The sequence below is a fragment of the Streptomyces sp. NPDC091416 genome, assembly GCF_044756845.1.
Lineage (GTDB): Bacteria > Actinomycetota > Actinomycetes > Streptomycetales > Streptomycetaceae > Streptomyces.
The window spans coordinates 114,313-140,789 of sequence record NZ_JBIVTU010000014.1 but is presented as its reverse complement, the minus strand read 5'-3'; the positions used below and the strand labels follow the sequence as shown (position 1 = coordinate 140,789).

Here is a 26,477-nt window from a genome sequence, read left to right as displayed (position 1 = left end):
GCCGAGACCTCGGCGACTTCGGGGGAGGTCGAACACCATGGATTCCACACGCACCCGCACCGCTCTCACGGCGCTGTTCCTCACCGGTGTGCTCATCGGCGGCGTGCCCGCCGTGGCATCGGCCGCAGCGGCCGCGCCGGTGGCGGCCGCCCGTACCGCTTCGTCGGTCCAGGGCCTGGGGCACACGAGCGCGGCGGGGGCCGCCCACTCCGGGGTGCGCGACGCCGCGCACACGTACCGGAGCACGAGCAAGACCAAAAGCAAGAGCAAGAGCCGCAAGCGGCGCAAGCACGGATCGGGCGGCTTCGGCGGCGGACTCGTCGTCGGCATCGTGCTGGCCGTGATCGTGGTCGGCATCATCGCGTTCGTGCTCGTCTCGCGCGCCCGGCGCAACTGACGGGCGTCGGTGTCGCGGCGAGGTGCAGCAGGTGCTCGTCTCGCGCGCCCGGCGCAACTAGCGCCGGGCGCCCCGCCGCTCGCGGGGTCAGCCGCAGAATGCCTCGTCCAGGAGGTCGTCGACGGCGTCGTCCGGGTCGCCGCGGAAGTCCGGCGTGAGCGCCACCGTGACCCGGCGGTGCCCGTCCTCGGTCGCGAAGGACCAGGACTGGTACGCCAGGGCATCGCCGTCGTTGCCGTACACCGTGACTCCGCACGCGGTGTCCCGCCAGGACAGCCCCAGTCCGTAGGTTCCGTCCGCCACCCCCGGGGTCTTCATCTCGTCGAGGAGGCGATCCGGCAGGAGGCGTCCGCCGAGCAGTGCGGTGACGAACCGGCCGAGGTCGCGGGTCGTGGAGATCATCTCGCCGCTCGCCCCCATCAGCGACGGGTTCATCTCCGTGTAGTCCACCAGCTCCATCCCGTCGGCCCGCACGACCGGCACATAGCCGTGCGGATGCGGTCCGCGGATACGCGGGGACGTGCCGGGCACCGACGTGTCGCGCAGCCGCAGCGGCCGGATGATCCGGTCCGTCACCTCCTCGCCGTACGACCGGCCGGTCGCCTCCTCGATGACCTGGCCGAGCAGGACGTAGTCCGTGTTCGAGTACGCGTAGCCCGAGCCCGGCGGTGTGAACGTCGGCGGCTGCGCCACCGCCCGCGCCACCAGTTCGGACGCGGTCCAGGTCCGCAGCCGGCCGTCCAGGAACGCGGGGGACGGCGGCATCGTCAGGGTGCGCTTGTAGTCGTACAGCCCGCTCGTGTGGTCGAGCAGGTGCCTCAGGGTGACGCGGTCGCCGTCCGGGACGACTCCTGGCAGCCATCGCTCGACCGTGTCGTCCAGCTCCAGCCGCCCCTCGCCCGCGAGTTGGAGGACGACGGTGGCCAGGAACGTCTTGGTGATGCTGCCCATCCGGAACCTGCCGTCGACGGGTACCTCGCGCTTCGTGCCCCGTTCCGCGACCCCGCTGGTGCCGCGCCACACGTCCCGCCCGTCCCGCACTTCCGCCAGGGCGCCGACGGCGCCCGCGGACACGATGGCGTCCAGGCGTTCCTGGAGACCGTCGTGGGGCGCCGGGCGGGGCGCGGCCGAGGCGGCGGCGGGGACCGCGACCACCGCCAGGGCCGTAGCCAGGGTCACCAGGGCCCGGTTCATGCGTCGCATCGCAGCCTCGTCTCGATCGTGGTCCGCCGGGGCGGACGAACGGGAGCCGGTCTCCCGTTCCGGGTATGCGACAAGCCTGCTGGACGGGGTGGGGGCGGGGCGATGGTGCTCGTCACCGTAGTCGCCCTGGGGCTTCCCCCACCCTGCCCCGGGGGGCGGCCCGCTCGGATCAACTCACCTTGGTCTGCCCTTGGTTGCTGGCGCAGCGCGCCCCGCGCCGGGCCCGGTCGGGTGGCGAGGGGCTCGGTCCCTCACCCTGCCGAGACGTTGTGCAGAGGAGGCATCGCCGCACTGGAGCGCATGACCGGTGCCGCGAAGGAGACGCTGTCGCCCGCGGAGGCGGTCTGCGCAGTGGTGGACGTGCCCGGGTAGAACCAGCGCCAACTGCCCGCACCGGGCGCGGTCACCGTCGTACCGACCTGGCCCGCGCTGTTCGTCGTCACCGTCTTCACCGTCGTGTACGAGGCGGCGCCGGCCTTCCTGAACTGGAGCTTCAGGCTCTGGCCGCCGTAGCCGCGGTACTTCAGCGCCTCCCAGTCGGCGCGGGCCAGCGCGCCCGTGACCCTGACCTGCCTGCTGGTCCCGAACAGGCTGGGCCGCGTCGCGGACACCTTCAGCGTCGCGGCTCGCTTCAGCTTGAACGGGGCCAGCGCGTCGTAGATCCAGTAGTCCCGGTCGTTGGCGTTGACGATGCCCCAGACGCCCCAGTTGCCGGCCGCCTCGTTGGCGTTGTGGTCGCTGTAACCGGGGAACCAGGCGGGCACGATGCGGATCGTCGCCGTGCAGTCCGACGTGGTGCTGCTCAGCTTCTTGCAGGTGATCCCGACCGTCTCGGACGGGCCGCCGATGGTGCTCTGAGTGGTGCTCGCGTCAGCCCGCCCCACCCCCTTGACGCCCGAGTTGTCCCTGATCGTCAGCTTGACCGGGAAGGTCACCACCGAGCCGATGCCGACGACGACGTTCTTCCCGTTGTTGGCCACCGCCTTGACGACCCGGATGTCTCCCCGCCCCTCGGCGTGCGCCGGTGACGCCCCCAGCACGCCCATGACCACCGAAGCGGCCACCGTGCCCCACAGCACATGTCTTCGCATGTCCCCTCCTCCTCACCGCCCGCACCGGGTCCGGCGCGGGAGCGTGGGCACAGATTAGAGCCGGCCTCACGGAGGTACGCATGCGGGGACGGGGCCGCGCGGCCGCCCTCAGCCCGGCCAGACGATCGACTGCAGTTCGCTGTACGCGTGCAGCGCGTACGAGCCGACGTCCCGTCCGACGCCGCTCCGCTTGAAGCCGCCGAACGGGGCCTCCATGTTGCGGCCGATGGTGTTCACGCCGACCCCGCCCGCGCGCAGCCGGCGGGCGACGCGGAAGGCGCGGGCCACGTCGCCGGACCAGACGTAGTCGATCAGTCCGTAGTCGCTGTCGTTGGCCAGCGCGATGCCCTCCTCCTCGTCGTCGAAGGGGACGACGACCACGACGGGGCCGAAGATCTCCTCCCGCACCACCCGCATGTCGTTGGTGCAGTCGGCCAGCAGGGTCGGGGCGACGTAGAAACCGCGGCCGGTCGGGTCGGGGCGCTCGCCGCCCGTGACGACACGGGCCCCTTCCTTCCGGCCCAGTTCCACGTACGCCTCGACGCGGTCGCGGTGGGCGGCGGAGATGACCGGGCCCACGACCGTGCCCTTCGCCGTCGGATCGCCGACCGTCAGATACCCGGCGTACGCGGTGAGCTTCTCGATCAGCGCGTCGTGGACGGCCCGTTGGACCAGGACGCGGGTCGGAGCCGTACAGATCTGTCCGCTGTAGAACGAGAACGTCGTCCCGATGCCCGCGACCGCCGAGTCCAGGTCCGCGTCGTCGAGGACGACGGCGGCGCCCTTCCCGCCCAGCTCCATCAGCTGGCGCTTCATGGACCGGCCGCAGACCTCGGCGATGCGCTGCCCGACGGACGTGGAGCCGGTGAAACTGACCATGTCGACGTCGGGCGAGTCCACGGCGGCCTCGCCCACGACCGGGCCCGAACCGCTGACGACGTTGACGACCCCGGCCGGTACGCCCGCCTCCGCGAGGGCCTCGGCCATCCGGTAGACGGAGAGCGGGTCCTGCGGGGCCGGTTTCACGACGACCGTGTTGCCCATCGCGAGCGCGGGCGCGATCTTGCCGGCCGGGTTGGCCCAGGGGTTGTTGTACGAGGTGATGCAGGTGACGACGCCGACCGGCTGGCGGACGGCGAGGGCCCCGAAGATCCCGGCCCGGCCCATCGGGCCCGCCTCGTTGATCTGCGGACCGATCGCCTCCTCGACCGGTTCCAGCGCGCCCTTCGCGTACCGCCGGAAGCGGGCGGCGCCCACGGCGACCTGCATCCCGCGGGCCGTCCCGGTGGTGGCGCCGCTCTCCGCCTGGGCGAGTGCGGCGTTGGCCAGGAAGTCGCGCTGCATCAGGCCGGCGGCGCGGTCGAGGATGGCGGCGCGGTCCTCGGGGCGGGTGCGGGACCAGGTGGCGAAGGCGTCACGGGCCGCGGAGGCCGCCTCGTACACCTGGGCGCGGCTCGCCTCGGGGGCCAGGCCCACGGTCTCCTCGGTGGCCGGGTCGATCACCTCGTAGTGGCCGTCGGCGGGTTCGGTCCACTCGCCGTTGATGAAGAGGCGTTGGGGTGTCGTGGTCATACCGTGCTCACCGTCCGGGTGTCGCGGCCGGAACGGAGTACCGTCCCGGGGACCGCACCGGTCACCTTGTCGTCGCGCAGGGTCTCCACCCCGTTGACGCGGACCGACACGATGCCGAGGGCCTTGGAGTCGAGCCGGGGACTGTCGCCGGGCAGGTCGTGGACGAGGGTGGCGGGGCCCGCGTCGATGCGTTCGGGGTCGAAGAGCACGAGGTCGGCGTGGAAGCCCTCCTCGACGCGTCCCCGGTCGCGGAGGCCGAAGAGGCGGGCCGGGTCGTCGGTCAGCATCTTCACGGCCCGCTCCAGCGGCATGAGCCTGCGGCCGCGCAGACAGTCGCCGAGGAAGCGCGTCGTGTACGGGGCGCCGCACATCCGGTCCAGGTGGGCGCCCGCGTCGGAGCCGCCGAGCATGACGTCCTCGTGCTCCCAGGTGCGCTGCCGCAGCGCCCAGGAGTCGGGGTCGTTGTCGGTGGGCATCGGCCACAGGACCGTACGCAGGTCGTCGGCGGCGCAGATCTCGACCAGGCAGTGGAAGGCGTCCTGGCCGCGCTCGGCCGCGATGTCCTTGACGACGCGCCCGCTGAGGCCCTCGTTCGCCTCGCTGTACGTGTCGCCGATGACGTACCGGCCGAAGTTCGCGAGGCGGCGGAAGACGCCCGCCTCCTTGCTGTCGGCGCGGCGCAGCATCCCGGCTCGGGTGTCCGCGTCCCGGAGCCGCTCGATGCGTTCGGGGACGGGGAGGGCGAGGATGTCGCCCCAGCCGGGGATCAGGTTGAGGGCGCAGAACGTGCCGAGCGACATGTTCATCGGGGTGAGGATCGGCATCGTCAGCGCCACGATGCGGCCGCCCGCGCGACGGGCGCGCTCGCTGGGGATCAGCTGGCGCGGTACGCGTTCGGGGACGGCGGCGTCGATGGTCAGGACGTTCCAGTTGAGCGGGCGTCCGGCGGCGGCGCTCATGTCGACGAGCAGGTCGATCTCGTCGTCGGAGAACTGGTCGAGACAGCCCGCGACGATCGCCTCGATCTGTGTGCCCTCGTGCTCGCCGACGGCGCGGGAGAGCGCGAGAAGCTCCTCGGGGAGCGCGTGCCGGGAGGCGACCGGCTGTCCGTCGCCGTCGGAGTGGGTGGAGGACTGGGTGGTGGACAGGCCCCACGCCCCGGCGTCCATCGCGTCGTGGAAGAGGGCGAGCATGGCGTCGAGCTGGGCGGGCGTGGGCCGGCCGCCGACCGCGTCGGCGCCCATGACGTGGCGGCGCAGGGCGCAGTGCCCGACCATGAACCCGGCGTTGACGGCGATGCGCCCGTCGAGCGCGTCGAGGTACTCGCGGAAGCTGGACCAGCTCCAGTCGACGCCTTCCTCCAGGGCCTTGAGTGCCATGCCCTCGACCCGCGACATCATGCGCCGGGTGTAGTCGGCGTCCTCGGGCCGGTCCGGGTGGAGCGGGGCGAGGGTGAACCCGCAGTTGCCGCCGGCGACGGTGGTGACGCCGTGGTTCATCGACGGGGTGGCGTACGGGTCCCAGAAGAGCTGGGCGTCGTAGTGGGTGTGCGGGTCGACGAAGCCGGGCGCGAGCACGAGCCCGGTGGCGTCCTCCGAGGTCACCGCCTCCTCCGCGACGGTCCCGGGCTCCGCGACGACGGCGATCCGGCCGGCCCGGATGCCGACGTCCGCGCGGTAGGAGGGCCCGCCGGTGCCGTCCACGACGGTCGCTCCGCGGATGAGGTGGTCGAGCATGACGGGGTTCCTTCCTCGGTGTCCCAACATGGGTGTGCGCCGGGGTGCGTACGGCCGCGGTACGCACCCCGGCTCGCGGAGCGGCGGTCCGGGAAGACGCCGCCCGTGTGTGGCCGGGGACCCTGCCCCCGGACCCCTGCTCCTCAGTCGCCGGAGGGGCTCGATCTCATGCCGCGTCGCGGAACCGCGTGGTCCGGTGCACCGGATCCGTGTCGATCTTCGGGATCACGTGCTCGCCGATCAGCTTGATCGAGTTGATCGTGTCCTCGGGGCTGATTCCGATCGGCAGCCCGAAGCTCAGCTGGTCCGCGCCCGCCTGCTCCCAGCGACGGCACTGTGTCAGGACCTCGTCCGGGTCGCCGCAGATCATCAGCTCCTCGGCGATCAGGAGCTCGATGATCTCCTCGGAGTACTCCGGCAGCAGCTCCGGCCACTCGGGGATGCCCTCCGGCCGGGGGAACGTGTCGTGGTAGCGGAACAGCAGCGACTGGAGGTAGTTCAGCCCGCCTCCCACCGCGATCTCGACGGCCTTCTTGTGGGTCTCGGCGCAGATCGCGGTCGAGGTCACCATGACGTTGTCGTTGACGAAGTCACCGACCGGCTCGGCGTCCTTGACGGCGTTCTTGTAGGACTCGACGACCCACTCCATGTCGGAGACCTTCTGCACACTGAACCCCAGCACGCCGAGGCCCTTCTTCCCGGCCATGGCGTACGAGGGCGGGGAGCCGGCCGCGTACCACATCGCCGGGTGCGACTTCCCGTACGGCTTGGGCAGGATCTTGCGCGGCGGCAGCGACCAGTGCTTGCCCTGGAAGCCGACGTACTCGTCCTGGAGCCACATCTTGGGGAACTCGGCGATGGTCTCTTCCCAGAGTTCCTTGGTGTGGTTCATGTCGGTGATGCCCGGCATGAACCCTAGGATCTCGTGGGTGCCCGCCCCGCGGCCGGAGCCGAACTCGAAGCGGCCCTCCGAGAGGTGGTCCATCATGGCGACCTTCTCGGCCACCTTCACCGGGTGGTTGACCGGGGCGAGCGGGTTGAAGATGCCGGATCCGAGGTGGATGCGGTCCGTGGCGTGTGCCAGATAGCCCAGGTACACGTCGTTGGCCGAGAGATGCGAGTACTCCTCCAGGAAGTGGTGCTCGGAGGCCCAGGCGTACTTGAAGCCGGACTTGTCCGCCTGGATGACGTACTCGGTCTCCTCGATCAGCGCCTTGTGCTCTGCCCCGGGGTCGACCTTGGCCCGCGCGGCGGGCACGTACCCCTGTACAAAGAGCCCGAATTCCAAGGGGGTTCACCGTCCTCAATCGTTTCTGACACACCGTCAGATTCTGATGCGTCCGACTGTTCCACCGACGCTCCGACCCGTCAATACCTGATGCTTCGTCAGACGCGGCGAGTGGGCACCTGCTCAGAACAGGCTGACCCCCGCCAGCCAGCCGCCGTCGATGACGAACGGCTGACCGGTGATGTACGAGGAGTCGTCCGAGGTCAGGAACAGCGCGAGCGCCGCCACCTCCTCGGGCCGGCCGATCCGCCCGAGCGGCACGAGCTTCTTGTACAGCGCCCCCACGGCCTCGGCCGTCTCCACCGGATCGGCGTCCGGGTCCAGGGCCGCCGGGTTGGTCATCGGGGTGTCCACGGCGCCGGGACACATGGCGTTGACCCGGATGCCCTTCGCGGCCAGCTCCACGGCCGCCACCCTGGTCAGCCCCAGCACGGCGTGCTTGGTCGCCGCGTACGCGCCGACGAACGCCATGCCGGTGAGCCCGGTGTACGAGGAGGTGTTGACGATGGTCCCGCCGCCGGCCGCCTCGATCTCCGGGGCGACGTTCCTGATCCCCAGGAAGGCCCCGACCTGGTTGACCTGCACGATCTGCTGGAACTCCTCCAGAGGCGTGGACACCAGCTCGTTGAAGCGCAGGATCCCCGCGTTGTTGACCAGCCCGTCGATCTTCCCGAAGGCGCCCTTGGCTGCGGCGACGGCTGCCTGCCAGTCCTCCTCCCGGCTCACATCCAGATGCACGAAGAGGGCGGCCTCCCCGAGCTCCTTGGCGAGCGCCTCGCCCTGCTCGTCGAGCACATCGGCGATCACCACCCGCGCGCCCTCGGCGGCGAAGAGCCGCGCCTCCTGCTCACCCTGTCCGCGCGCCGCACCGCTGATCAGTACGGTCCGCCCGTCGAGCTTGCCCATGGCCTGACTCCTACCTGTCGATGTTGTCGAGGTGAGGTGCGACTTCGGCGGCGAACGCCGCCATCTGATCGGTCAGTTCACTCCTGCTGCGGCTGCGGAAGCGCACCTGGATCTGGTGCACCCCCATCGCGCCGTACTCCCGCAGCGACTCCGCGAGGGCCTCCGGCTTCCCGCTGAGCGTGCGCCGCCCCACGGACCAGTCCGGCTCCCCCACGTACAGCGGCTCGGTGATGGCCCCGACGACGACGGGCTCCGTGACGCCCGCCGCCTCGCGGAGCGCATACAGCCGCCCGATCTGCGCGGGCAGCCTGTCCCGCGGGTCGCCCTGCGGCAGCCACCCGTCCCCCCGCACGGCGGCCCGGCGCACCGCCGCGGGCGACGACCCGCCCACCCAGACCGGCACCCGCTCCTGGGCGGGCCGGGGCAGCTGCCCGAGCCCGCTGAAGGAGAACCGCTCACCGGCGAACTCCGGGTACTCCTCGGGCCCGAGCGCGGCCTTGAGCGCGTCGATGGTCTCGTCGAGCACCCCGCCCCGCCCGTCGAAGTCCGCCCCGAGCGCCTCGAACTCCTCCCGCACATGCCCGGCCCCGACCCCGAGGATCAGCCGCCCGCCGCTGAGGTGGTCGAGGGTGGCGTACTGCTTGGCGGTGGCCAGCGGGTGCCGCAGCCCGACGACGGCGACATGGCTCATGAGCAGCACGCGCTCGGTGACCCCGGCGAGGAAGGCGAGCGTGGCCACCGGGTCGTACCAGACGGTGCTCATACCCGCCGCGAGCCGCCGCGGGATGGCGACGTGGTCGCAGCTCGCGATGTACGCGAACCCGGCCCGGTCGGCGGTGCGGGCGATCTCGGCGAGGTCGGCCGGGGTAGCTCCGGCCTCCCACGGCTCTGCGTAGATGGCGCTCTGCGACTGGATCGGGAGCTGCATCCCGTACGACAGCGGTCCGGCGGGCAGTATCGGCACCGAACGGCCTCCTTCCCCTGGGTGACCCTCAACGAATCTGACGCCTCGTCATATTGCGAGCGGGGTCATCGTCGTACCTGACGCTTCATCAGGCAAGGGGGTGGCAGGGCAGAAGGAGCTCAGGGGATCGCCGACGGCGCACCGACCTCCGGACCCGCGTCCGGCTCGGCCCCGGGCATCCCCGCCTGCTCGGGGCGTCACGGTCCGCCCGCCGGCCGACGGGACCGGGGAACCCCGCCGGATCCGCACGGACTGCGAGCGCTCGGGAACGAGCGGGGCTGAAGCCGTCCGAAGAAGAGGGCTTCTCAGTCCAGGGCGAACTTCAGCGCGGGAACCGCGGACCCGGAGTCGCTCGCGGGGATCTTCCAGCGGAAGGCCGCGCCGTCCCCGTCGACATAGATGAGGGTGCCGCCCCGCTCGGCCCCGGCGACGTCGAAGACCGCCACGTCCTGGTGACCCACCTCGGGGGCGAGGACCGGCCCTCCTTCGCTGAATCCGATGGGAGCCACGCCTTTCGCGGCCTTGCTGTTCCGCTCCGTGACGGTGCGGCCGTCCGCGGTCCTCCAGCGCAGGCCGCCCTGTCCGGCCGTGGTCGTCACGGGCGATGTGGTGCGGTTACTGGACCGGTAGGTGACGACGACGAAGAGGCCGTGCTCCGGGGCCCCGAAGCCGGTGCTGTCGGCGTAGACGACCGTGTCCGGGGTGATCCGGGCAGCCCCCCGGCCACCGGCACCTGTGGTCTCCGCGCTCTGCCCCAGGCTGAGCGTGGGGCGCGGGCTCGGCCGGGCCGTGCTGCGCTCGTCGCCGCGGCCGTCGCCGTGGTCGTCACCGCCCCCGGTGCAGGCCGTCAGGCTCAGGCAGCAGACGGCCGCGAGCGTGGACGTGGTGATGAGGTGGCGCATGATCCCCCCGAAGGAACAGCAGAGGAGGCGGATTCTTCCATGGGCGGTGAGCCCTCTCGAAGAGAAGCCGCCTCCTCACCCCGGCCGCCGGCACGCCTACTTGCGGTACAACTCCTCGATCTCCGCCGCGAAGTCCCGCGCGATCGCGTCCCGCTTCAGCTTCAGCGACGGCGTCAGGTGCCCGCCGTCCTCCGTGAAGTCACCCGTCAGGACCGTGAACTTGCGGATCGACTCCGCCCGCGAGACGAGCCGGTTGGCCTCGTCCACGGCCCGCTGGAGCGCCGTCCGCAGTTCCTCGTCGTGGACGAGCTCGCGCATCGGGACGTCCTGCTTCTTCTTCATCTGGCGCCAGTGGGACAGCCCGTCCGGCTCCAGGGTGATCAGCGCCGTGATGAACGAGCGGTTGTCGCCGACCACCATGCACTGGCTGACCAGCGGATGTGCGCGCAGCCAGTCCTCCAGCGGGGCCGGGGTGACGTTCTTGCCGCCCGACGTGATGATGATGTCCTTCTTGCGGCCGGTGATCGTGAGGTAGCCGTCCTCGTCGAGCGCGCCCAGGTCGCCGGTGGCGAACCAGCCGCCGTCCAGGACCGGGACGGCCTCGCCGCGGGCGGCATCCCAGTAGCCCTGGAACACCTGGCCGCCGCTGAGCAGCACCTCGCCGTCCTCCGCGATGCGCACCGCGGTACCGGGCATCGGCCAGCCGACCGTGCCCAGGCGGGGCTTGAGCGGCGGGGTGACGGTGGCGGCGGCCGTGGTCTCCGTCAGGCCGTAGCCCTCGAAGATCTCGATCCCGGCGCCCGCGTAGAAGGCGGCGAGCCGGCGGCCCAGCGGGGAGCCGCCGCAGATCGCGTAGCGGACGTGGCCGCCGAGCGCCGCGCGGATGCGGCGGTAGACCAGCGGGTCGTAGAGGGCGCGGGCCGCCCGCAGGCCGAGGCCGGGGCCCGGGCCCGTGCCGTGTTCGGCGGCCTCGACGGCCTGGCCGTAGCGCTGGGCGATCCGGGCGGCCCGGTCGAAGGACGAGACGCGTCCCATCTTCTCGGCGGTGGCCCGGCCGGTGTTGTAGACCTTCTCCAGGACGTACGGGATCGCCAGCAGGAACGACGGCTTGAACCCGGCCAGGTCGGCGAGCAGGTCCTCGGTCCGGATCGAGGGAGCGTGGCCGAGGCGGACCCGGGCGCGCAGGCAGCCGATCGCGACCATCCGGCCGAAGACGTGCGAGAGCGGCAGGAACAGGAGGGTCGAGGCGGGGTACTTGCTGACGGATTTGAAGACCGGGTGCAGCAGTTCGATGGCGTTGTCGACCTCGGCGAAGAAGTTGCCGTGCGTCAGGACACAGCCCTTGGGACGGCCCGTGGTGCCCGAGGTGTAGATGAGGGTGGCCGGGGTCTCCGGTTCCAGGGTGGCGCGGCGGGCGGTCACGGCGTCGTCGGGGATGTCCTTGCCGAGCTTCTTCAGCCGGCCCAGCGCACCCGTGTCGAACTGCCACAGGTGCGTGAGGTCGCCGAGCTGCTTGCGTTCCTGGCTGATGACGCGGCCCTGCTCGGCGGTCTCGACGGCGCAGGCGACCGCGCCCGAGTCCTGGAGGATCCAGCGGGCCTGGAAGGCGGACGAGGTCGGGTAGATGGGTACGGTGACCAGGCCCGCGGCCCAGGACGCGAAGTCGAGCAGCGTCCACTCGTACGTCGTACGCGCCATGATCGCGATGCGGTCGCCGCCCCGCAGGCCCTCCGCGATCAGGCCCTTGGCGACGGCGAGGACCTCGGCCGCGAACTCCGCCGCCGACACGTCCTGCCAGCTGCCGTCCTGCTGCTTGCGGCTGAGTACGGCGTCCGAGGGCGCCTCGCGGGCGTTGTCGAACGGGATCTCGGCGAGCGAGCCACGGCGCACGGGACGGGCGAACGCCGGGACGGACACCTGCCGGACGGTGCCGTCGGCGGCCCTGACCTTCGTCGGCTCGACCAGGACGGGGGTGGCGGGGGCGGTGGATGGGGCGGATCGCGTGGACACGTGCGGCTCCTCGGCATCGGGGGCGGGCGGTTCACCTGGTCCGTCCGGCGACAGGCCCTGCTGCCTGCGCCGAACCGTGCTCAACTTCTGTACCGGTCGGACGCGTGCGCCGAACCTTGCTCAACTGCCTTTCGGGTCAGACGCGTTCGAGGATCGCCGTGACTCCCTGGCCGCCCGCCGCGCAGATCGAGATCAGCCCGCGGCCCGGGGCGCCGCGCTCCGCGAGGAGCCCCGCGAGCGTAGCGACGATCCGTGCGCCCGTCGCCGCGAACGGGTGCCCGGTGGCGAGGGAGGATCCCGCCACGTTGAGCTTCTCCCGGCCGACGGGCGCGAGCCCCTGCTTCTCCCAGGCGGCCAGCGTGGCGAGTACCTGGGAGGCGAAGGCCTCGTGGACCTCGAAGAGGTCGAAGTCCTCGATGGAGAGCCCGGCCCGCTCCAGCATCCGCGGCACGGCGTACGCGGGCGCCATCAACAGCCCGTCCTCGCCGCCCACGTAGTCGACCGCGGCGCTCTCGTACAGGGAGAGGTACGCCTGCGGTTCCAGACCGTGGCGCTCCGCCCACTCCTCGCTCGCCAGCAGTACGGTCGCGGCGCCGTCCGTGAGCGGCGTCGAGTTGCCCGCGGTCATCGTCGCGTCCGGGTGGTCCGTGCCGAACACCGGCTTCAGCGTGGCGAGTTTCTCCACGGTGGATCCCGGGCGCAGGTTCTGGTCGCGGTCCAGGCCGAGGTACGGGACGACGAGGTCGTCCAGGAAGCCCCGCTCGTACGCGGCGGCGAGCCGCTGGTGGCTGGTCGCGGCAAGGAGGTCCTGTTCCGCGCGGCCGATGTCCCACTGCCGGGCGGTGACCGCCGCGTGGTCGCCCATCGAGAGGCCGGTACGGGGTTCGGCGTTGCGCGGGATGTCCGGGACGAGGTGCCGGGGCCGTACGCCCGCAAGGGCCCTGGCCCTTGCGCCCGTCGACTTCGCGCGCCGGGCCGTCAGCAGCAGGCGGCGCAGTTCGTCGTTGACTCCGAGCGGCGCGTCGCTCGTGGTGTCCGCGCCGCCCGCGATCGCCGAGTCGACCGCCCCGAGCATGATCTTGTTGGCTGCGGCGATCACCGCCTGGAGGCCGGTGCCGCACGCCTGCTGGAGGTCGTAGGCGGGGGTGCGCGGGTCGAGCCGTGAGCCGAGCACGGTCTCCCGGGCCAGGTTGAAGTCCCGGCTGTGCTTGAGGACCGCGCCCGCGGCGAACTCGCCGACCTGCTGCCCGTCCAGCCCGAAGCGCTCGACCAGTCCGTCCAGTGCGGCGGTGAGCATCTGCTGGTTGGATGCCTGCGCGTACGGCCCGTCGGAGCGGGCAAAGGGGATACGGCTGCCGCCGATGACCGCGACCCTGCGGGGCTGCGGGAGTGCGAGGGGGATCAACTCGACCAACTCATCTCGACCAACTCCTGACTCTTGAGTAACCTTACTCCAGAGTAAATCTAAGACCGAGCAGGGAGTCTGGACAATGGCCGACCGCTATCTGCACCTCACCAGCACGGCAACCGGCCGATTTCTGACCCGCAGACTCGGCCTGCCCCAGCCCGCGCGGCTGCGCCGCTGGACCCTGGAGACACCGACGCTGCCCGGCCCGGTCCTCCACCTCACCGCCGGCGACTCCGCCGTCACCGACGGACTCCGCACCGTCCTGGCCGCCTGCGGCCCGGAGATCCTGCCCCACGCCGAACGGCCCGCCGGAATCGTCCTGGACGCGACCGCCGTCGACACCGCCGCCGGACTCGGAGCCGTACACGCCGCACTGCACCCCGTCGTCCGCTCGCTCGCGCCGGGCGGCCGCATCGTCGTCCTCGGCACCCACCCGTCACCCGACGACCACCACCAGGCCGCCGCCCAGCAGGCCCTCGAAGGTTTCGTACGCTCCCTGGGCAAGGAGATCGGCAAGGGCGCCACGGTGCAGCTGGTACGCATCGCCCCCGGCGCCGTCGCCGGTGCCGGGTCCACCCTGCGCTTCCTGCTCTCGCCCCGGTCCGCGTACATCAGCGGCCAGGTCATCGAGGTGACCGACGCCGCTCCCGAACCCGTCGCCGACTGGGCCGCCCCGCTCACCGGACGCACCGCGCTGGTCACCGGCGCCGCCCGCGGCATCGGCGCCTCGGTCGCCTCCGTCCTCGCCCGGGACGGCGCCCACGTCATCTGCCTGGACGTCCCGCAGGCCCAGGAGGACCTGGTCCGCACCGCCGACCGGCTCGGCGCCACCGCCCTGCCGCTGGACATCACCGCCGACGACGCGGCCGAACGCATCGCCGCCGCAGCGCCGGACGGCCTCGACATCCTCGTCCACAACGCCGGCATCACCCGCGACCGCCGCCTCGCCAACATGCCGGCCGACCGCTGGGCCTCGGTCATCGACGTCAACCTCGACAGCGTCCTGCGCACCACCGACGCCCTGCTGAAGGCCGGAACCGTCAACCGCGGCGGCCGGATCGTCGCCACCGCCTCCATCGCGGGCATCGCCGGCAACAACGGCCAGACGAACTACGCGGCCAGCAAGGCCGGCATCATCGGCCTCGTCCGCTCGCTCGCCCCGCGCGCCGCCGCCGACCACGGCGTCACGGTCAACGCGGTGGCCCCCGGATTCATCGAGACGAAGATGACCGCGGCCGTACCGCTCTTCATCAGGGAGGCGGGCCGCCGCATGAACTCCCTCTCGCAGGGCGGCCTCCCGGTCGACGTCGCCGAGACGACCGCCTGGTTCGCCCAGCCCGCCTCCAGCGCCGTCAACGGCCAGATCGTCCGGGTCTGCGGCCAGAGCCTGCTGGGAGCGTGACGCGGATGCCGAACCTGTCGCTCTCCCTGGCGCGCGGCGCCGTCACCTCCCCGTTCAAGCGCGCGGGCAGGCCGGACGCCACCCTGCCGGCCGACCACCACCACCGCCCGGCCGCACCCGCCGCCCCCGGCCCCCTGGCCGCGTACCGCAGGATCTGCGCCTTCCCGGAGACCGGCCCCCTCCCGGTCACCTACCCGCACGTCCTGGGCTTCCCGCTCGCCATGGGCCTGATGACCGGACGCCGCTTCCCGCTGCCGGTCACCGGACTCGTCCACACCTGGATCGAGATCACCGCACACCGCACGCTCCACCCCGCCGACCGGCTCGAACTCACCGTGCGCGCCGAGGCGATGACACCGCACCGGCGCGGCACCGAGGTCACCGTGGTCACGGAGGCCCGGCGCGCGGACGAGCTCGTCTGGGAGTCCCGCAGCGGATACCTGTCCCGTCACGCGACCCGCACCACCACGCCCCCGGCCCCCGCCGCTCCCGAACCGGCACTCCCCGCCGTCGCCGAGTGGCAGCTGCCCGCCGGCCTCGGCCGCCGCTACGGAGCCGCCTCCGGCGACCGCAACCCGATCCACCTGTACCCGCTGACCGCCCGGCTGTTCGGCTTCCCCCGCGCCATCGCCCACGGCATGTGGACCGTCGCCCGCTGCCTCGCCGAAGCCCCGCAGCCCCATCTGATCCGTTCGGTACGCGCCGACTTCAGGGCCCCCGTCCTGCTGCCCGGCACCGTCACCTACGCCTCGGACGGCGCCGCCTTCCAGCTGCGCGGCCACGACGGCCGCCTCCACCTCACCGGGACGGCGCGGACTGCCCGGGAGGCTGCCACGGACGGCCGTTCATGAGGTTCTCCAGACCGGCCCAGGAGAAGTTCATCAAGGTCGCCGCCGCCTCCCTGGCCGAGACGCCCGGAGTCTCGTTCGCCCATCCGGCGAGCGCCTCCGCGGCGCCCACCAACGCCTGCGCCAGCCCCGTCACATCGCGGTCGGGAAGCGCCGGATCGTGATGCGCCTCGCGCGCCGCGGCCCCGATCAGACCCGTCACGAACGCAACGATCTCCTCGCGCATCACGTTGACCTCACCGGCGAACGGCTCCCCGTGCGTCCGCGCCTGCCGGAACAGCACCGCCCAGCCGTCCGGGTTCTCCGCGGTGTGCGTGAAGAACGCCCGCAGACCCTCCCAGAGTTGCCGGTCCGCCGGCAGCCCCGGCTGCACACCCGCCTGCACGGCTGCGACCAGCGCTTTCGCCTCACGCCTGATGCAGGCGGAGAAGAGTTCGTCCTTGGAGTTCAGGTAGAGATAGACCAACGGCTTGGACACGCCCGCCAGCTCGGCGATCTCGTCCATCGACGCGGCACGGAACCCCCGCTGCCCGAAGATCTGCACCGCGGCGTCCATCATCTGCTGCTCACGCACCGCGCGCGGCATCCGTTTGCTCTTCACAGCACCCACGTCGACTTCCTCCCGCCCCCGATGCGCCACTCCGCGGTAAGCGTACGGCGCGGGGCGCCTCACCGTCGTACGGAGCAGGCCCGCCCCGGCCCGCGGGGCCGGAAGCCGCCGCCCCACGACGCACGGGAGCGCCCCCGGACCCGTCGGGACCGGAGGCGCTCCAGAGTGTCGTGCGTGTGCGGTTACGCGGCGACCGGCACGCGCTCCGGCTCGGCGGCCGGCACCTCGTCGTCGACCGGGGAGGCCGAGGCCGAGTTGTACGCGTCGTGGTCGAGGATCTTCTCGCGGGCCGAGACGATCACCGGAATCAGAGCCTGGCCGGCCACGTTCGTCGCCGTCCTCATCATGTCCAGGATCGGGTCGATGGCCATCAGCAGGCCGACGCCCTCCAGCGGGAGGCCCAGCGTGGACAGGGTGAGGGTCAGCATGACCGTGGCGCCGGTCAGACCGGCGGTGGCCGCCGAACCGATCACCGAGACGAACGCGATGAGGATGTAGTCACCGACACCCAGCTGCACGTCGAAGATCTGCGCGATGAAGATCGCGGCGAGCGCCGGGTAGATCGCGGCGCAGCCGTCCATCTTGGTGGTCGCGCCGAACGGGACGGCGAAGGAGGCGTACTCCTTCGGGACGCCGAGGCGCTCGGTGACCTTCTGGGTGACCGGCATCGTGCCGACGGAGGAGCGGGAGACGAAGGCCAGCTGGATCGCGGGCCAGGCGCCCTTGAAGAACTGGAGCGGGCTGACCTTGGCGACGGTGGCGAGCAGCAGCGGGTAGACGCCGAACATCACCAGGGCGCAGCCGATGTAGACGTCGGCGGTGAACGTCGCGTACTTGCCGATCAGGTCCCAGCCGTAGTCGGCGATGGCGTAGCCGATGAGGCCGACGGTGCCGAGGGGGGCGAGGCGGATGACCCACCACAGGGCCTTCTGGAGGAGCTCCAGGACCGACTCGCTGAGGGTGAGGATCGGCTGGGCCTTCTCGCCGAGCTGAAGGGCGGCGATACCGGCGACGGCGGCCATGAAGACGATCTGGAGGACGTTCAGCTCGGTGAACGGCGTGATCACGTTGTCCGGGATGATGCCGGTCAGGAAGTCGAGCCAGGAGCCGGAGTGCTCGGGGAGCTTGCCGTCCTTGGGCGTGAGGCCGGTACCGGAGCCCGGGTTGGTGATCAGGCCGATCGCGAGGCCGATGGCGACCGCGATGAGCGAGGTGATCATGAACCAGAGCAGGGTGCGGGTGGCCAGCCTGGCGGCGTTGTTGACCTTGCGCAGGTTGGTGATCGACACCAGGATCGCGAAGAAGACGAGGGGCGCGACGGCCAGCTTCAGCAGCTGGACGAAGATGTGGCCGACCTTGTCGAGCGTGGTGTAGAGCCAGTCGATGTCCTGGCTGCGGGCGAGCCAGCCGAGCAGGACGCCGAGCACGAGGCCGGCGACGATCTGGACCCAGAACGGGACCTTGGGTATGCGGAAACCGGAGCCGGAGGGCTCAGCGGTGGTGGACGCGGGGTTCGCGGACACGGACACACTCCAGATGTGACGCATCGGGACGCACGGGGACGGTGCGGGGGACGGGGGTGCGGCGCCCGCGTCGGGGGCGGCGCCGCTGCATGATGCCGGTATCAGACGTTGCGGCAACAGACCGCGGACATACAGCGGCAGAGATCGACATGCAGGCGCTCCACGAGCGGGATGCTCGTGGCAGGTCGGAGGCGCACAGCTGTCTTCATGTCGAACACGTTAACACTTGAACTTTGAGAACCTCAAAGGTCTTCTTTGGGCCCGGAGAATGGGCCGGGCCCCGCCCACCGGCCCCGGGAACGCGAGAAACCCCAGTACAGGAGCGCTCGCTCCGGTGCTGGGGTTTCGAGAAGAAAGGCGAGGGGTGTGAGGAAGCTTACAAAGTCCTTACGCGGCCCTCACGCCGCCGCCACGGGGACCTGCCCGACCGGGTTCCGACCCCTGCCGGGTTCCGGTCCCTGCCGGGTTCCACTCCCGACCGGGTTCCGGTCCCTGCCGGGTTCCGGTCCCTACTGGGCGACGTCCTCGCGGGTGCGGTTCGCCTCGAGGCGGGCCTTGGCGCGGTCGACCGAGGACACGATCTGCTCGGACATCTCGTCACGCTGCTTGCGCAGGAGTACGTAGCTGAGCGGCGCGGAGAGCACCAGCGCGAGCAGGACGACCCAGACGATGTTGGATCCTCCCGCGCCGGCGGGGATGAGCCCGAAGTTGACGGCGATGGCGGCGACGACGAGGCAGCCGACGAAGATGCTCAGACGCATCGCGGTGTACCGGACGGTTGCACTCGGCTTGGCAGCGGACACAGCTGGCCTTCTCTCTACGTACGACAGTCCTGCCCGACCAGTGAAGCATGCCCCACAATCGATCAGTTCGGAGGGCTGCGCCAACCACCCCGCCGGGGGCGGGATCAGCCGAGCGGCAGCAGCATGATGACATCGTCGCGGTCGTCGCCGTCGGCCACCCGGATCGCCCCCGGCACCCGCCCGACCTCCTTGTATCCGCAGGCACTGTAGAAGCGGTCGGCGCCCGTGCCGCCGCGGCAGGTGAGGCGGATGGCCTCGATGCCGTCGATGGAACGGGCGGCGTCGGCGGCCGCGGCCATCAGGTCGCGGCCGTAGCCGCGGCCCTGGTGGCGGGGATGGACCATGACGGTGTAGATCCAGAGCCAGTGCGCCATCAGCCGGTGCGTGTTGTGGGTGAGGAAGGCCGTGGCGGCGATGGCGCCCTCCTCGTCGTAGCCGACGAGGATCCGGGTGCGGCCCTCGGCCATGGACACGAGGTGCTTGACCAGTGCGGGCCGTACGTCCTCCGCCGTGACGGGCGGCACGAAGCCCACCGCTCCGCCCGCGTTGGACACATCGGACCAGAGTTCGGCTATGCCGTCGCGGACCGACCGGTCGAACTTCGGGTCCAGTTCAAATGTAAGTGCCATAGGTACAGATTAACCATTACTCGCCGTCTGCCCAACCACCGTCCGGAACGCGAGAAAGCTCCGGCCGGGGACGGCGGCCGGAGCTTTCGTACAGCGCTGCGCGCGCGACGGGGCGCGCGACGGGTCAGACCCGCATCGGCTGCGGCGACTCGCGCCGCCCGGCGTCCGGGCCCGGGTACTCGCGGATGATCTCGTACCGGGTGTTGCGCTCCACGGGCCGGAAGCCGGCGTCGCGGATCAGGTCCAGCAGATCCTCACGGCCCAGCTTGTTCGGCGTGCCGTAGTTGTCCGCGTCGTGCGTGATCTTGTACTCGACGACCGAGCCGTCCATGTCGTCCGCACCGTGCTGGAGGGCGAGCTGGGCGGTCTGCACGCCGTGCATGACCCAGAAGACCTTGACGTGCGGGACGTTGTCGAACAGCAGCCGGGAGACCGCGAAGGTCTTCAGCGCCTCGGCGCCGGTCGCCATCGTCGTGCGCGCCTGGAGCTTGTTGCGGACCTTGCCGTCCTTCATGTCCACGAAGTCGTGCTGGTAGCGCAGCGGGATGAAGACCTGGAAGCCGCCGGTCTCGTCCTGGAGCTCACGCAGCCGCAGCACGTGGTCGACGCGGTGACGGGGCTCCTCGATGTGCCCGTACAGCATCGTCGCCGGGGTCTTGAGGCCCTTCTCGTGCGCGAGCCGGTGGATGCGCGACCAGTCCTCCCAGTGGGTGGCGTGGTCGACGATGTGCTGGCGGACCTCCCAGTCGAAGATCTCCGCGCCGCCGCCGGTCAGCGACTCCAGACCGGCCTCGATGAGCTCGTCGAGGATCTCGGAGGCGGACAGCCCGGAGATGGTCTCGAAGTGGTGGATCTCGGTGGCGGTGAACGCCTTGAGGGAGACCTGCGGCAGCGCTTCCTTCAGCGCGCTCAGCGAACGCGGGTAGTAGCGCCACGGCAGGGTGGGGTGCAGCCCGTTGACGATGTGCAGCTCGGTGAGGCTCTCGCCCTCCATCGCCTTCGCGAGCCGGACGGCCTCCTCGATGCGCATCGTGTACGCGTCCTTCTCCCCCGGCTTGCGCTGGAAGGAGCAGTACGCGCACGAGGCGGTGCACACGTTGGTCATGTTGAGGTGGCGGTTGACGTTGAAGTGGACGACGTCGCCGTTCTTCCGCGTACGCACCTCATGGGCCAGTCCGCCCAGCCAGGCCAGGTCGTCGGACTCGTAGAGCGCGATCCCGTCCTCGCGGGACAGTCGTTCGCCGTCCCGGACCTTCTGCTCCAGCTCGCGCTTGAGTCCCGCGTCCACTAGGGCGCCTCCCATTTCCTCTTCGTAACAGACTCAGATCACCGTACGCCTAGGGTCTCCCGTTCGGATCAGGGCGGGTCAGCGTGCCGGACCCCGCGGGCCCGGCCCGGTCCGGACGAGAGACCCCCGGGGGCTGTCCCGCAGTTCCTGGCGGGACGGCCCTCAGCCCTCTTCGGGAAGGTCTCCGACCCGGTTCTCCCACTTGGTGGAGAGCACGATCGTCGTACGCGTACGGGAGACGCCCTTGGTGCCGCTGAGCCGGCGGATGGTCTTCTCCAGGCCGTCCACGTCACCGACCCGGACCTTGAGCATGTAGGAGTCGTCGCCCGCGATGAACCAGGCGTCCTCGATCTCGGCGAGGTCCTTCAGCCGGCGGGCCACGTCCTCGTGGTCGGCGGCGTCCGAGAGCGAGATGCCGATCAGGGCCGTGACCCCGAGGCCGAGCGAGGCCGCGTCGACGGTGGCGCGGTATCCGGTGATGACACCGGCGGTTTCCAGCCGGTTGATGCGGTCGGTGACGCTGGGCCCGGAGAGCCCGACGAGCCGTCCCAGCTCGGCGTACGAGGCCCTGCCGTTCTCCCTGAGGGCCTGAATGAGCTGCCTGTCCACCGCGTCCATGTGACTGAAACCTTCCATTGTTCAGCAGTTTCGCGAGTCTATGTGTAGAATCTAAGGCATGCAGGCTCCACGGCCTGCAAATCTTTCCGAACTTCCCAAAAACGCTTTCGAATCTTCAGGAGTGGATACACCGTGTACACGATCGAGATGGCCTACGCCCGGATGCGCGAGCTGCAGGACCTGGCCAACCGCTCGCGTGCCCACCAGCCCGCCACGGCCCACCGGGCCGGACTGACGCGCAGGCTGCGCGCCCCCAAGAAGCGCTGACCCCGCCCGGATCAGCCACGAGAGCCGCCACCGAGCTCTCCCTCCCAGCGGCGGTACAGCTGGTGCGGCACCCCCGCCGCGTCCAGCACCCGCCCGGCGACGAAGTCCACCAGATCCTGGATGTGTGTCGCCCCCGCGTAGAACGCCGGAGAGGCGGGCAGCACGACCGCGCCCGCCTCGTCCAGGGCCACCATGTGCCGCAGCGTCTGCCCGTTCAGCGGGGTCTCGCGCACGGCGACGACCAGCTTCCGCCGCTCCTTGAGCGTCACGCTCGCGGCCCGTTGCAGCAGATCCTTCGAGAGCCCGAGCGCCACCCCGGCCACACAGGCCGTCGACGCGGGCACGATCAGCATCCCCTTCGCCGGATACGACCCCGAGGACGGCCCCGCGGCCAGATCACCGGCCGCCCAGTGCCGTACACCGGACACGTCCACGTCGAAGGTGTGCGGCTTCCCGTCCGCCCCGCGGGCCAGCCAGGCGGCCAGGTCCTCCCGCCAGTGCGCGTCGCGGAACGCGATCCCGGTCTCGTCCAGCAGCGTCAGCCGCGAGGCCCGGCTCACCACCAGGTCGACGCTCTCCCCCGCGGCCAGCAGGCCACGCAGCACGGAAGCGGCGAACGGGGTGCCCGAAGCGCCTGAAACCCCGACAATCCAAGGCTTTCGCCGCTGCTGACTCACTGAAGTCCCGGAATCCACACCCCCGAGCCTATCCGGGACCCCGATCCGGCGAGGTGTCAGGAGTTCACGGCCGTGCCGGGCGGCCCACGGGCATTACACCGTCAGGCCGCGCACCAGCAGATCCAGCAGCGCGCACGCGAAGAGCGCGATCCCGATGAACCCGTTGACCTGGAAGAACGCCCGGTTCAGCCGCGACAGATCGTGCGGCCGCACCACCCGGTGCTCGTACACGAAGGCCACGGCGACGATCACCATGCCCACCCAGTAGAAGAGCCCGGCCTCCGTGGCCAGGCCGAACCAGACCAGCAGGCCCGTCGTCACGACGTGGCAGACCCGCGCGCCCCACAGCGCCGCCGGCACGCCGAAGCGCGCCGGGACGGACAGCACTCCGTGGGCGCGGTCGGCCTGGACGTCCTGGCAGGCGAAGATCAGGTCGAAGCCGCCGATCCACACACCGACGGCAAGACCCAGGATGACCGCGTCCCACGACCAGCTGCCCGTCACGGCCAGCCAGGCGCCGACCGGCCCCATGGCCTGGGCGATACCGAGGATCGCGTGCGGGTAGTTCGTGAACCGCTTGCCGTACGGGTAGACGACCATCGGGATCACGGCGACCGGCGCCAGCGCCAGACAGAGCGGGTTGAGCAGGGCCGCCGCCCCGAGGAACACGACGACGGCGACCAGCGCGCCCGTCCACGCCGACTTCACCGACACCGCGCCGGTCACCAGCTCACGGCCGGCGGTGCGCGGGTTCCGGGCGTCGATCTCGCGGTCGATGATCCGGTTCGCGGCCATCGCGAACGTGCGCAGGCCGACCATCGCGACGGTGACGAGCAGCAGCGTCATCCACTGGACGGACCCGTCGTCCAGGAACATCGCGGTCAGCGCGGCGATGTAGGCGAAGGGCAGCGCGAAGACCGAGTGCTCGATCATCACGAGCCGCAGGAACGCCCTGACCTTGCTGTTCGGTTGTGCGGGGCCGGAGCCCAGGGTCGCTTCGGCGGCGCTCACAGTCCGTATTCCTTCCAGCGGCGGTCGACCTTCGCCGCCGTGTCCGGGTCGGACTCGACCATGTCCGGCCAGCCCCCGTCCCGGGTGTAGCCCTCCTCGGGCCACTTCTTCGTCGCGTCGATGCCCGCCTTGCCGCCCCAGAACTGCTGGTACGAGGCGTGGTCGAGGTGGTCGACCGGTCCCTCGGCGACGGTGAGGTCACGCGCGTAGTCGGTGTTGCCGAGCGCCCGCCAGGACACCTCGTGCAGATCGTGGACGTCGCAGTCGGAGTCCACGACGACGATCAGCTTCGTCAGCGACATCATGTGCGCACCCCAGATCGCGCTCATCACCTTCTGGGCGTGCTTGGGGTACTTCTTGTCGATCGAGACGATCGCACAGTTGTGGAAACCACCGGACTCGGGCAGGTGGTAGTCCACGATGTCCGGCACGATGATCTTGAGCAGCGGCAGGAAGAACCGTTCGGTGGCCCGCCCCAGCGGACCGTCCTCGGTCGGCGGCCGGCCCACGACGATGGACTGGAGCAGCGGCCGCTTCCGCATGGTCACGCAGTCGATGGTCAGTGCGGGGAACGGTTCCTGCGGCGTGTAGAAGCCGGTGTGGTCGCCGAAAGGCCCCTCGGGAAGCATCTCCCCGGGTTCCAGCCAGCCCTCGATGACGACTTCGGCGTTGGCCGGGACCTGGAGCGGCACGGTCTTGCAGTCGACCATCTCGATGCGCTTGCCCTGGATGAACCCGGCGAAGAGGTACTCGTCGATGTCCCCGGGCAGCGGCGCGGTGGAGGCGTACGTGACCGCGGGCGGCGCGCCGAAGGCGATGGCGACGGGCAGCCGCTCGCCGCGCTTGGCGGCGACCTGGTAGTGGTTGCGGCTGTCCTTGTGGATCTGCCAGTGCATGCCGATGGTGCGGCGGTCGTGGCGCTGGAGGCGGTAGAGCCCCAGGTTGCGGACGCCGGTCTCGGGGTGCTTGGTGTGGGTGAGCCCCAGGTTGAAGAAGGAGCCGCCGTCCTTGGGCCAGGTGAACAGCGCGGGCAGCCGGTCCAGGTCCACGTCGTCGCCGGTGAGGACGACCTCCTGGACGGGCGCGTTCTCGCTCTTCACCTTCTTCGGCGGTACGTGCACCATCGTGCCGAGCTTGCCGAAGGCCTCCCGTACGCCGACGAAGCCGTGCGGCAGTTCGGGCTTGAGCAGTCCGCCGATCTTGTCGCTGATGTCGGCGTAGGACTTCAGCCCGAGGGCCTTGAGGAGGCGCTTGTCGGTGCCGAACACGTTCATGGCGAGGGGCATCGAGGACCCCTTGACGTTCTCGAAGAGCAGCGCGGGCCCACCGGCCTTGTTCACCCGGTCGACGATCTCACCGACCTCCAGGTAGGGGTCGACCTCGGCCTTGATGCGCTTGAGCTCGCCCTCGCGCTCCAGGGCCCGGAGGAGGGAACGAAGATCGTCGTAAGCCATGCCGTCCAGTCTGTCATCCCGCCCGCCGTCGGCCGCCGGGGCTCCCCCGGGTCGCGGGCCGCGCCTCTCCGCGGGATGCGGTGTCCCGCGGAGAAGCGGCCGCGCCGCGGGGCCCGGCCGGCGCGAGGGCGTGGCCCTGCGGGCCGGGCCGGTGCGGCGTGCACGGCCCTATGGGGCCGGCCGACCGGTGGGCGGGCGTGCCCCCCGTGGGCCGGGCCTGTGCGGCGGCGTCAGCAGGCGCCGAGGTCCTCCCAGACGCCCCATTCGCCGGTGCTGCCGGGCTGCTCACCCTGCGTCCACCACTTGGCGCGCCAGGTGTGGTCGCCCAGGGACGCGGTGTCGCCGCCGTTGTAGATCCGGCCGGCCTCCCAGGCGGACGCCGCGCAGTCGCCCGGGTCGCCCGGGCCGCCGGGGTCGCCCGGGCCGGTGCCGCCGCCGATCTGCACGTCGACGCAGGCGTAGAAGGCGTTGGCCGTGTCGGAGATGTTCCAGACGGCGAGGACCTTCTGCCGGCCGGTGAGGGAGCCGAAGTCGACCCGGTGGGTGACGGTGGCTCCGGGCTGGGCGCCGCCGTCGTTGAACTGCGCCACCTTGGTCCCGCCGACGAAGTACTGCCAGCTGCTCGTCGCGTGCCGGGCGGTCAGCTGCCAGGAGAAGTCGGCCGAGCTGCCGACCGGTGTGGCCTTCCAGTTCTTGCTGTCGTCGTCGAGCTCCGCGAAGTCCGCGTGGCCGCCGCTGCAGCTCGTCAGGCCCTTGGGGCCCTCGACGCTCTGCGGCTCGTACTTGATCTGACCGCAGTCGACGACGCCCGCGGCGCACTGGGCCTGACGGCTCGGAGGTGAGGAGACGTATCCGTGCGCACTCGCGGTGGTGGCGGGCAGGGCCACCGCGATGAGGGGGGCGATGCCCGCGCCGATCACGAGGGCCAGTCTTCGCTTGGCGTTCATGCCAACTCCTTCGCTGAAGGGGCTGCCGAAGGCAACGGCAGCGTCAGGACGCGCCCGCACCGGCGTGGTCCCGTGGCGTGATGCGTACCGGGCACGGTGAACACACGGGTGCGGCCGGTGGCGAGGGGGGCGCCGCCCCGCAGACCCTTCGCGCGCCGCCGGTCACGCACTGTCGACCGGGGCTCACCTTTAGGTCTAGACCATACTCGGGGCGGGACGTCCGTCAAGAGGACGCACCACCCGCGACCGCGTCACGCCGATCGCGGCCTTCCACCGTCAATGCCCCTTCCGCGTAGGCCTGTTGACGGCACGCGGCGAAGCCGGCCCCCGCGCGGGGGCCATGAGGCCTTTCGGGGAGAAGAGCGAGGAATCTTCGGAGCCCCGGACAGCCGACGCCCGGTCACGCCCGGCCGGGCCCCGAACCCCGGCCCGCTCCCCCGAGGACGTAACGGACACCCGCTACTCTGGGCGCGTCACCGGGGCGGTGCATCGCCCCGCCAACTCTCCTCGGGGGGACCTCTCCACCATGCTCCGGGCCCTGATCTATCTCCTGCCCCTGGCGCTGACGATCTACGCGTTCATCGACTGCCTGAACACCCCGGAGGACGAGGCCAAGCACCTGCCGAAGGTCGCCTGGGTCTTCATCATCCTGCTGTTCTGGATCGTCGGCCCGATCGTGTGGCTGGCCGCGGGCAAGCTGCGCCAGGTGCCCGAGGGAGGCCGTACACCCTCCGAATGGCACCGCGGCCACCGCCGGCAGTGGGTGGCACCCGACGACAACCCCGACTTCCTGAAGTCGCTCAAGGACGAGAACGAGAAGGACGAGGCCGTCCTCAAGGACTGGGAGGCGGACCTGCGCCGCCGCGAGGACGAGCTCAAGCGGCGGGAGAGCGGCCCGGAGACGCCCCCGCCCGCCACCTGAT

General features: G+C 71.1%; 25 protein-coding genes. 5 read left to right on the top strand and 20 right to left on the bottom strand.

Annotated features, from left to right (window positions below; genetic code table 11):
• Positions 1 to 37: 37 nt before the first annotated feature.
• The gene (locus tag ACIQMX_RS33455; protein ID WP_363069023.1) at positions 38 to 397 is read left to right on the top strand and encodes a hypothetical protein; all 360 of its coding nucleotides are present in this window, start codon (positions 38 to 40) and stop codon (positions 395 to 397) included.
• Positions 398 to 484: 87 nt separating this feature from the next.
• Here the strand turns inward: ACIQMX_RS33455 and ACIQMX_RS33450 are convergent, their stop codons facing one another.
• From ACIQMX_RS33450 to ACIQMX_RS33405, 10 genes are all read right to left on the bottom strand, one after another.
• The gene (locus ACIQMX_RS33450; RefSeq protein WP_402483768.1) at positions 485 to 1,600 is read right to left on the bottom strand and encodes a serine hydrolase domain-containing protein; all 1,116 of its coding nucleotides are present in this window, start codon (positions 1,598 to 1,600) and stop codon (positions 485 to 487) included.
• 251 nt (positions 1,601 to 1,851) lie between these two features.
• Positions 1,852 to 2,691: a hypothetical protein gene (locus ACIQMX_RS33445; RefSeq protein WP_402483766.1), complete on the bottom strand. Its 840-nt coding sequence runs from the start codon at positions 2,689 to 2,691 to the stop codon at positions 1,852 to 1,854.
• A 108-nt stretch (positions 2,692 to 2,799) separates the two neighbouring features.
• Positions 2,800 to 4,263: an aldehyde dehydrogenase family protein gene (locus ACIQMX_RS33440; protein WP_363069017.1), complete on the bottom strand. Its 1,464-nt coding sequence runs from the start codon at positions 4,261 to 4,263 to the stop codon at positions 2,800 to 2,802.
• Positions 4,260 to 5,999 (bottom strand): amidohydrolase family protein, encoded by a 1,740-nt coding sequence (locus ACIQMX_RS33435; RefSeq protein WP_402483764.1) that lies wholly within the window; start codon positions 5,997 to 5,999, stop codon positions 4,260 to 4,262. The genes ACIQMX_RS33440 and ACIQMX_RS33435 overlap by 4 nt, the downstream gene beginning before the upstream one ends.
• A 166-nt stretch (positions 6,000 to 6,165) precedes the next feature.
• Positions 6,166 to 7,287: an LLM class flavin-dependent oxidoreductase gene (locus ACIQMX_RS33430; protein WP_363069013.1), complete on the bottom strand. Its 1,122-nt coding sequence runs from the start codon at positions 7,285 to 7,287 to the stop codon at positions 6,166 to 6,168.
• A gap of 123 nt (positions 7,288 to 7,410) precedes the next feature.
• Positions 7,411 to 8,193, bottom strand: a complete 783-nt coding sequence (locus ACIQMX_RS33425) for an SDR family NAD(P)-dependent oxidoreductase (protein ID WP_402483762.1) — start codon at positions 8,191 to 8,193, stop codon at positions 7,411 to 7,413.
• A gap of 10 nt (positions 8,194 to 8,203) precedes the next feature.
• Positions 8,204 to 9,157 carry an LLM class F420-dependent oxidoreductase gene (locus ACIQMX_RS33420; RefSeq protein WP_402483760.1) on the bottom strand — a complete coding sequence of 318 codons (954 nt, stop codon included), beginning with the start codon at positions 9,155 to 9,157 and terminating at the stop codon, positions 8,204 to 8,206.
• 305 nt (positions 9,158 to 9,462) lie between these two features.
• Entirely contained in the window at positions 9,463 to 10,059 is a 597-nt protein-coding gene (locus ACIQMX_RS33415; RefSeq protein ID WP_363069007.1) for a hypothetical protein, read from the bottom strand.
• 96 nt (positions 10,060 to 10,155) lie between these two features.
• Positions 10,156 to 12,069 carry an AMP-dependent synthetase/ligase gene (locus ACIQMX_RS33410; RefSeq protein WP_402483757.1) on the bottom strand — a complete coding sequence of 638 codons (1,914 nt, stop codon included), beginning with the start codon at positions 12,067 to 12,069 and terminating at the stop codon, positions 10,156 to 10,158.
• 136 nt (positions 12,070 to 12,205) lie between these two features.
• Positions 12,206 to 13,483, bottom strand: a complete 1,278-nt coding sequence (locus ACIQMX_RS33405) for an acetyl-CoA C-acetyltransferase (protein ID WP_402483755.1) — start codon at positions 13,481 to 13,483, stop codon at positions 12,206 to 12,208.
• Between the two features lie 76 nt (positions 13,484 to 13,559).
• On the opposite strand from ACIQMX_RS33405, the gene ACIQMX_RS33400 reads away from it, so the two are divergent.
• Together ACIQMX_RS33400 and ACIQMX_RS33395 are read left to right on the top strand one after the other, a co-directional pair.
• Entirely contained in the window at positions 13,560 to 14,879 is a 1,320-nt protein-coding gene (locus ACIQMX_RS33400) for a 3-oxoacyl-ACP reductase (protein ID WP_363069001.1), read from the top strand.
• A 5-nt stretch (positions 14,880 to 14,884) separates the two neighbouring features.
• Complete coding sequence (locus ACIQMX_RS33395) at positions 14,885 to 15,730, top strand: MaoC/PaaZ C-terminal domain-containing protein (protein WP_402483753.1); 846 nt, start codon at positions 14,885 to 14,887, stop codon at positions 15,728 to 15,730.
• On the opposite strand, the gene ACIQMX_RS33390 is transcribed toward ACIQMX_RS33395, so the two are convergent.
• From ACIQMX_RS33390 to ACIQMX_RS33365, 6 genes are all read right to left on the bottom strand, one after another.
• Positions 15,678 to 16,313, bottom strand: a complete 636-nt coding sequence (locus ACIQMX_RS33390; RefSeq protein ID WP_363069203.1) for a TetR/AcrR family transcriptional regulator — start codon at positions 16,311 to 16,313, stop codon at positions 15,678 to 15,680. The genes ACIQMX_RS33395 and ACIQMX_RS33390 overlap by 53 nt on opposite strands.
• A 206-nt stretch (positions 16,314 to 16,519) precedes the next feature.
• Complete coding sequence (locus ACIQMX_RS33385; protein ID WP_363068997.1) at positions 16,520 to 17,860, bottom strand: dicarboxylate/amino acid:cation symporter; 1,341 nt, start codon at positions 17,858 to 17,860, stop codon at positions 16,520 to 16,522.
• Between the two features lie 509 nt (positions 17,861 to 18,369).
• Complete coding sequence (locus ACIQMX_RS33380) at positions 18,370 to 18,621, bottom strand: DUF4229 domain-containing protein (RefSeq protein ID WP_363069201.1); 252 nt, start codon at positions 18,619 to 18,621, stop codon at positions 18,370 to 18,372.
• A gap of 146 nt (positions 18,622 to 18,767) precedes the next feature.
• The gene (locus ACIQMX_RS33375; RefSeq protein ID WP_363068995.1) at positions 18,768 to 19,292 is read right to left on the bottom strand and encodes a GNAT family N-acetyltransferase; all 525 of its coding nucleotides are present in this window, start codon (positions 19,290 to 19,292) and stop codon (positions 18,768 to 18,770) included.
• Positions 19,293 to 19,416: 124 nt separating this feature from the next.
• Positions 19,417 to 20,580: an aminofutalosine synthase MqnE gene (gene mqnE, locus ACIQMX_RS33370; RefSeq protein ID WP_148022104.1), complete on the bottom strand. Its 1,164-nt coding sequence runs from the start codon at positions 20,578 to 20,580 to the stop codon at positions 19,417 to 19,419.
• Between the two features lie 162 nt (positions 20,581 to 20,742).
• Positions 20,743 to 21,198, bottom strand: coding sequence for an Lrp/AsnC family transcriptional regulator (locus ACIQMX_RS33365; RefSeq protein ID WP_311311891.1), 456 nt, complete (start codon positions 21,196 to 21,198; stop codon positions 20,743 to 20,745).
• Between the two features lie 132 nt (positions 21,199 to 21,330).
• Here ACIQMX_RS33365 and ACIQMX_RS33360 point away from each other — a divergent pair, with 132 nt between their 5' ends.
• Positions 21,331 to 21,465 carry a hypothetical protein gene (locus ACIQMX_RS33360; RefSeq protein WP_264302832.1) on the top strand — a complete coding sequence of 45 codons (135 nt, stop codon included), beginning with the start codon at positions 21,331 to 21,333 and terminating at the stop codon, positions 21,463 to 21,465.
• An 11-nt stretch (positions 21,466 to 21,476) separates the two neighbouring features.
• Here the strand turns inward: ACIQMX_RS33360 and ACIQMX_RS33355 are convergent, their stop codons facing one another.
• The 4 genes from ACIQMX_RS33355 to ACIQMX_RS33340 form a co-directional block, all read right to left on the bottom strand.
• Positions 21,477 to 22,142, bottom strand: a complete 666-nt coding sequence (locus ACIQMX_RS33355) for a UbiX family flavin prenyltransferase (RefSeq protein ID WP_363069198.1) — start codon at positions 22,140 to 22,142, stop codon at positions 21,477 to 21,479.
• 93 nt (positions 22,143 to 22,235) lie between these two features.
• Complete coding sequence (gene mqnP / locus ACIQMX_RS33350) at positions 22,236 to 23,153, bottom strand: menaquinone biosynthesis prenyltransferase MqnP (protein WP_363068993.1); 918 nt, start codon at positions 23,151 to 23,153, stop codon at positions 22,236 to 22,238.
• Positions 23,150 to 24,607, bottom strand: a complete 1,458-nt coding sequence (locus ACIQMX_RS33345; protein ID WP_219573355.1) for a menaquinone biosynthesis decarboxylase — start codon at positions 24,605 to 24,607, stop codon at positions 23,150 to 23,152. Before ACIQMX_RS33345 ends, mqnP begins: the two co-directional genes overlap by 4 nt.
• 230 nt (positions 24,608 to 24,837) lie before the next feature.
• Positions 24,838 to 25,554, bottom strand: a complete 717-nt coding sequence (locus tag ACIQMX_RS33340) for a lytic polysaccharide monooxygenase (protein WP_363068991.1) — start codon at positions 25,552 to 25,554, stop codon at positions 24,838 to 24,840.
• 526 nt (positions 25,555 to 26,080) lie between these two features.
• On the opposite strand from ACIQMX_RS33340, the gene ACIQMX_RS33335 reads away from it, so the two are divergent.
• Complete coding sequence (locus tag ACIQMX_RS33335; protein WP_363068989.1) at positions 26,081 to 26,476, top strand: PLD nuclease N-terminal domain-containing protein; 396 nt, start codon at positions 26,081 to 26,083, stop codon at positions 26,474 to 26,476.
• Position 26,477: the final 1 nt, after the last annotated feature.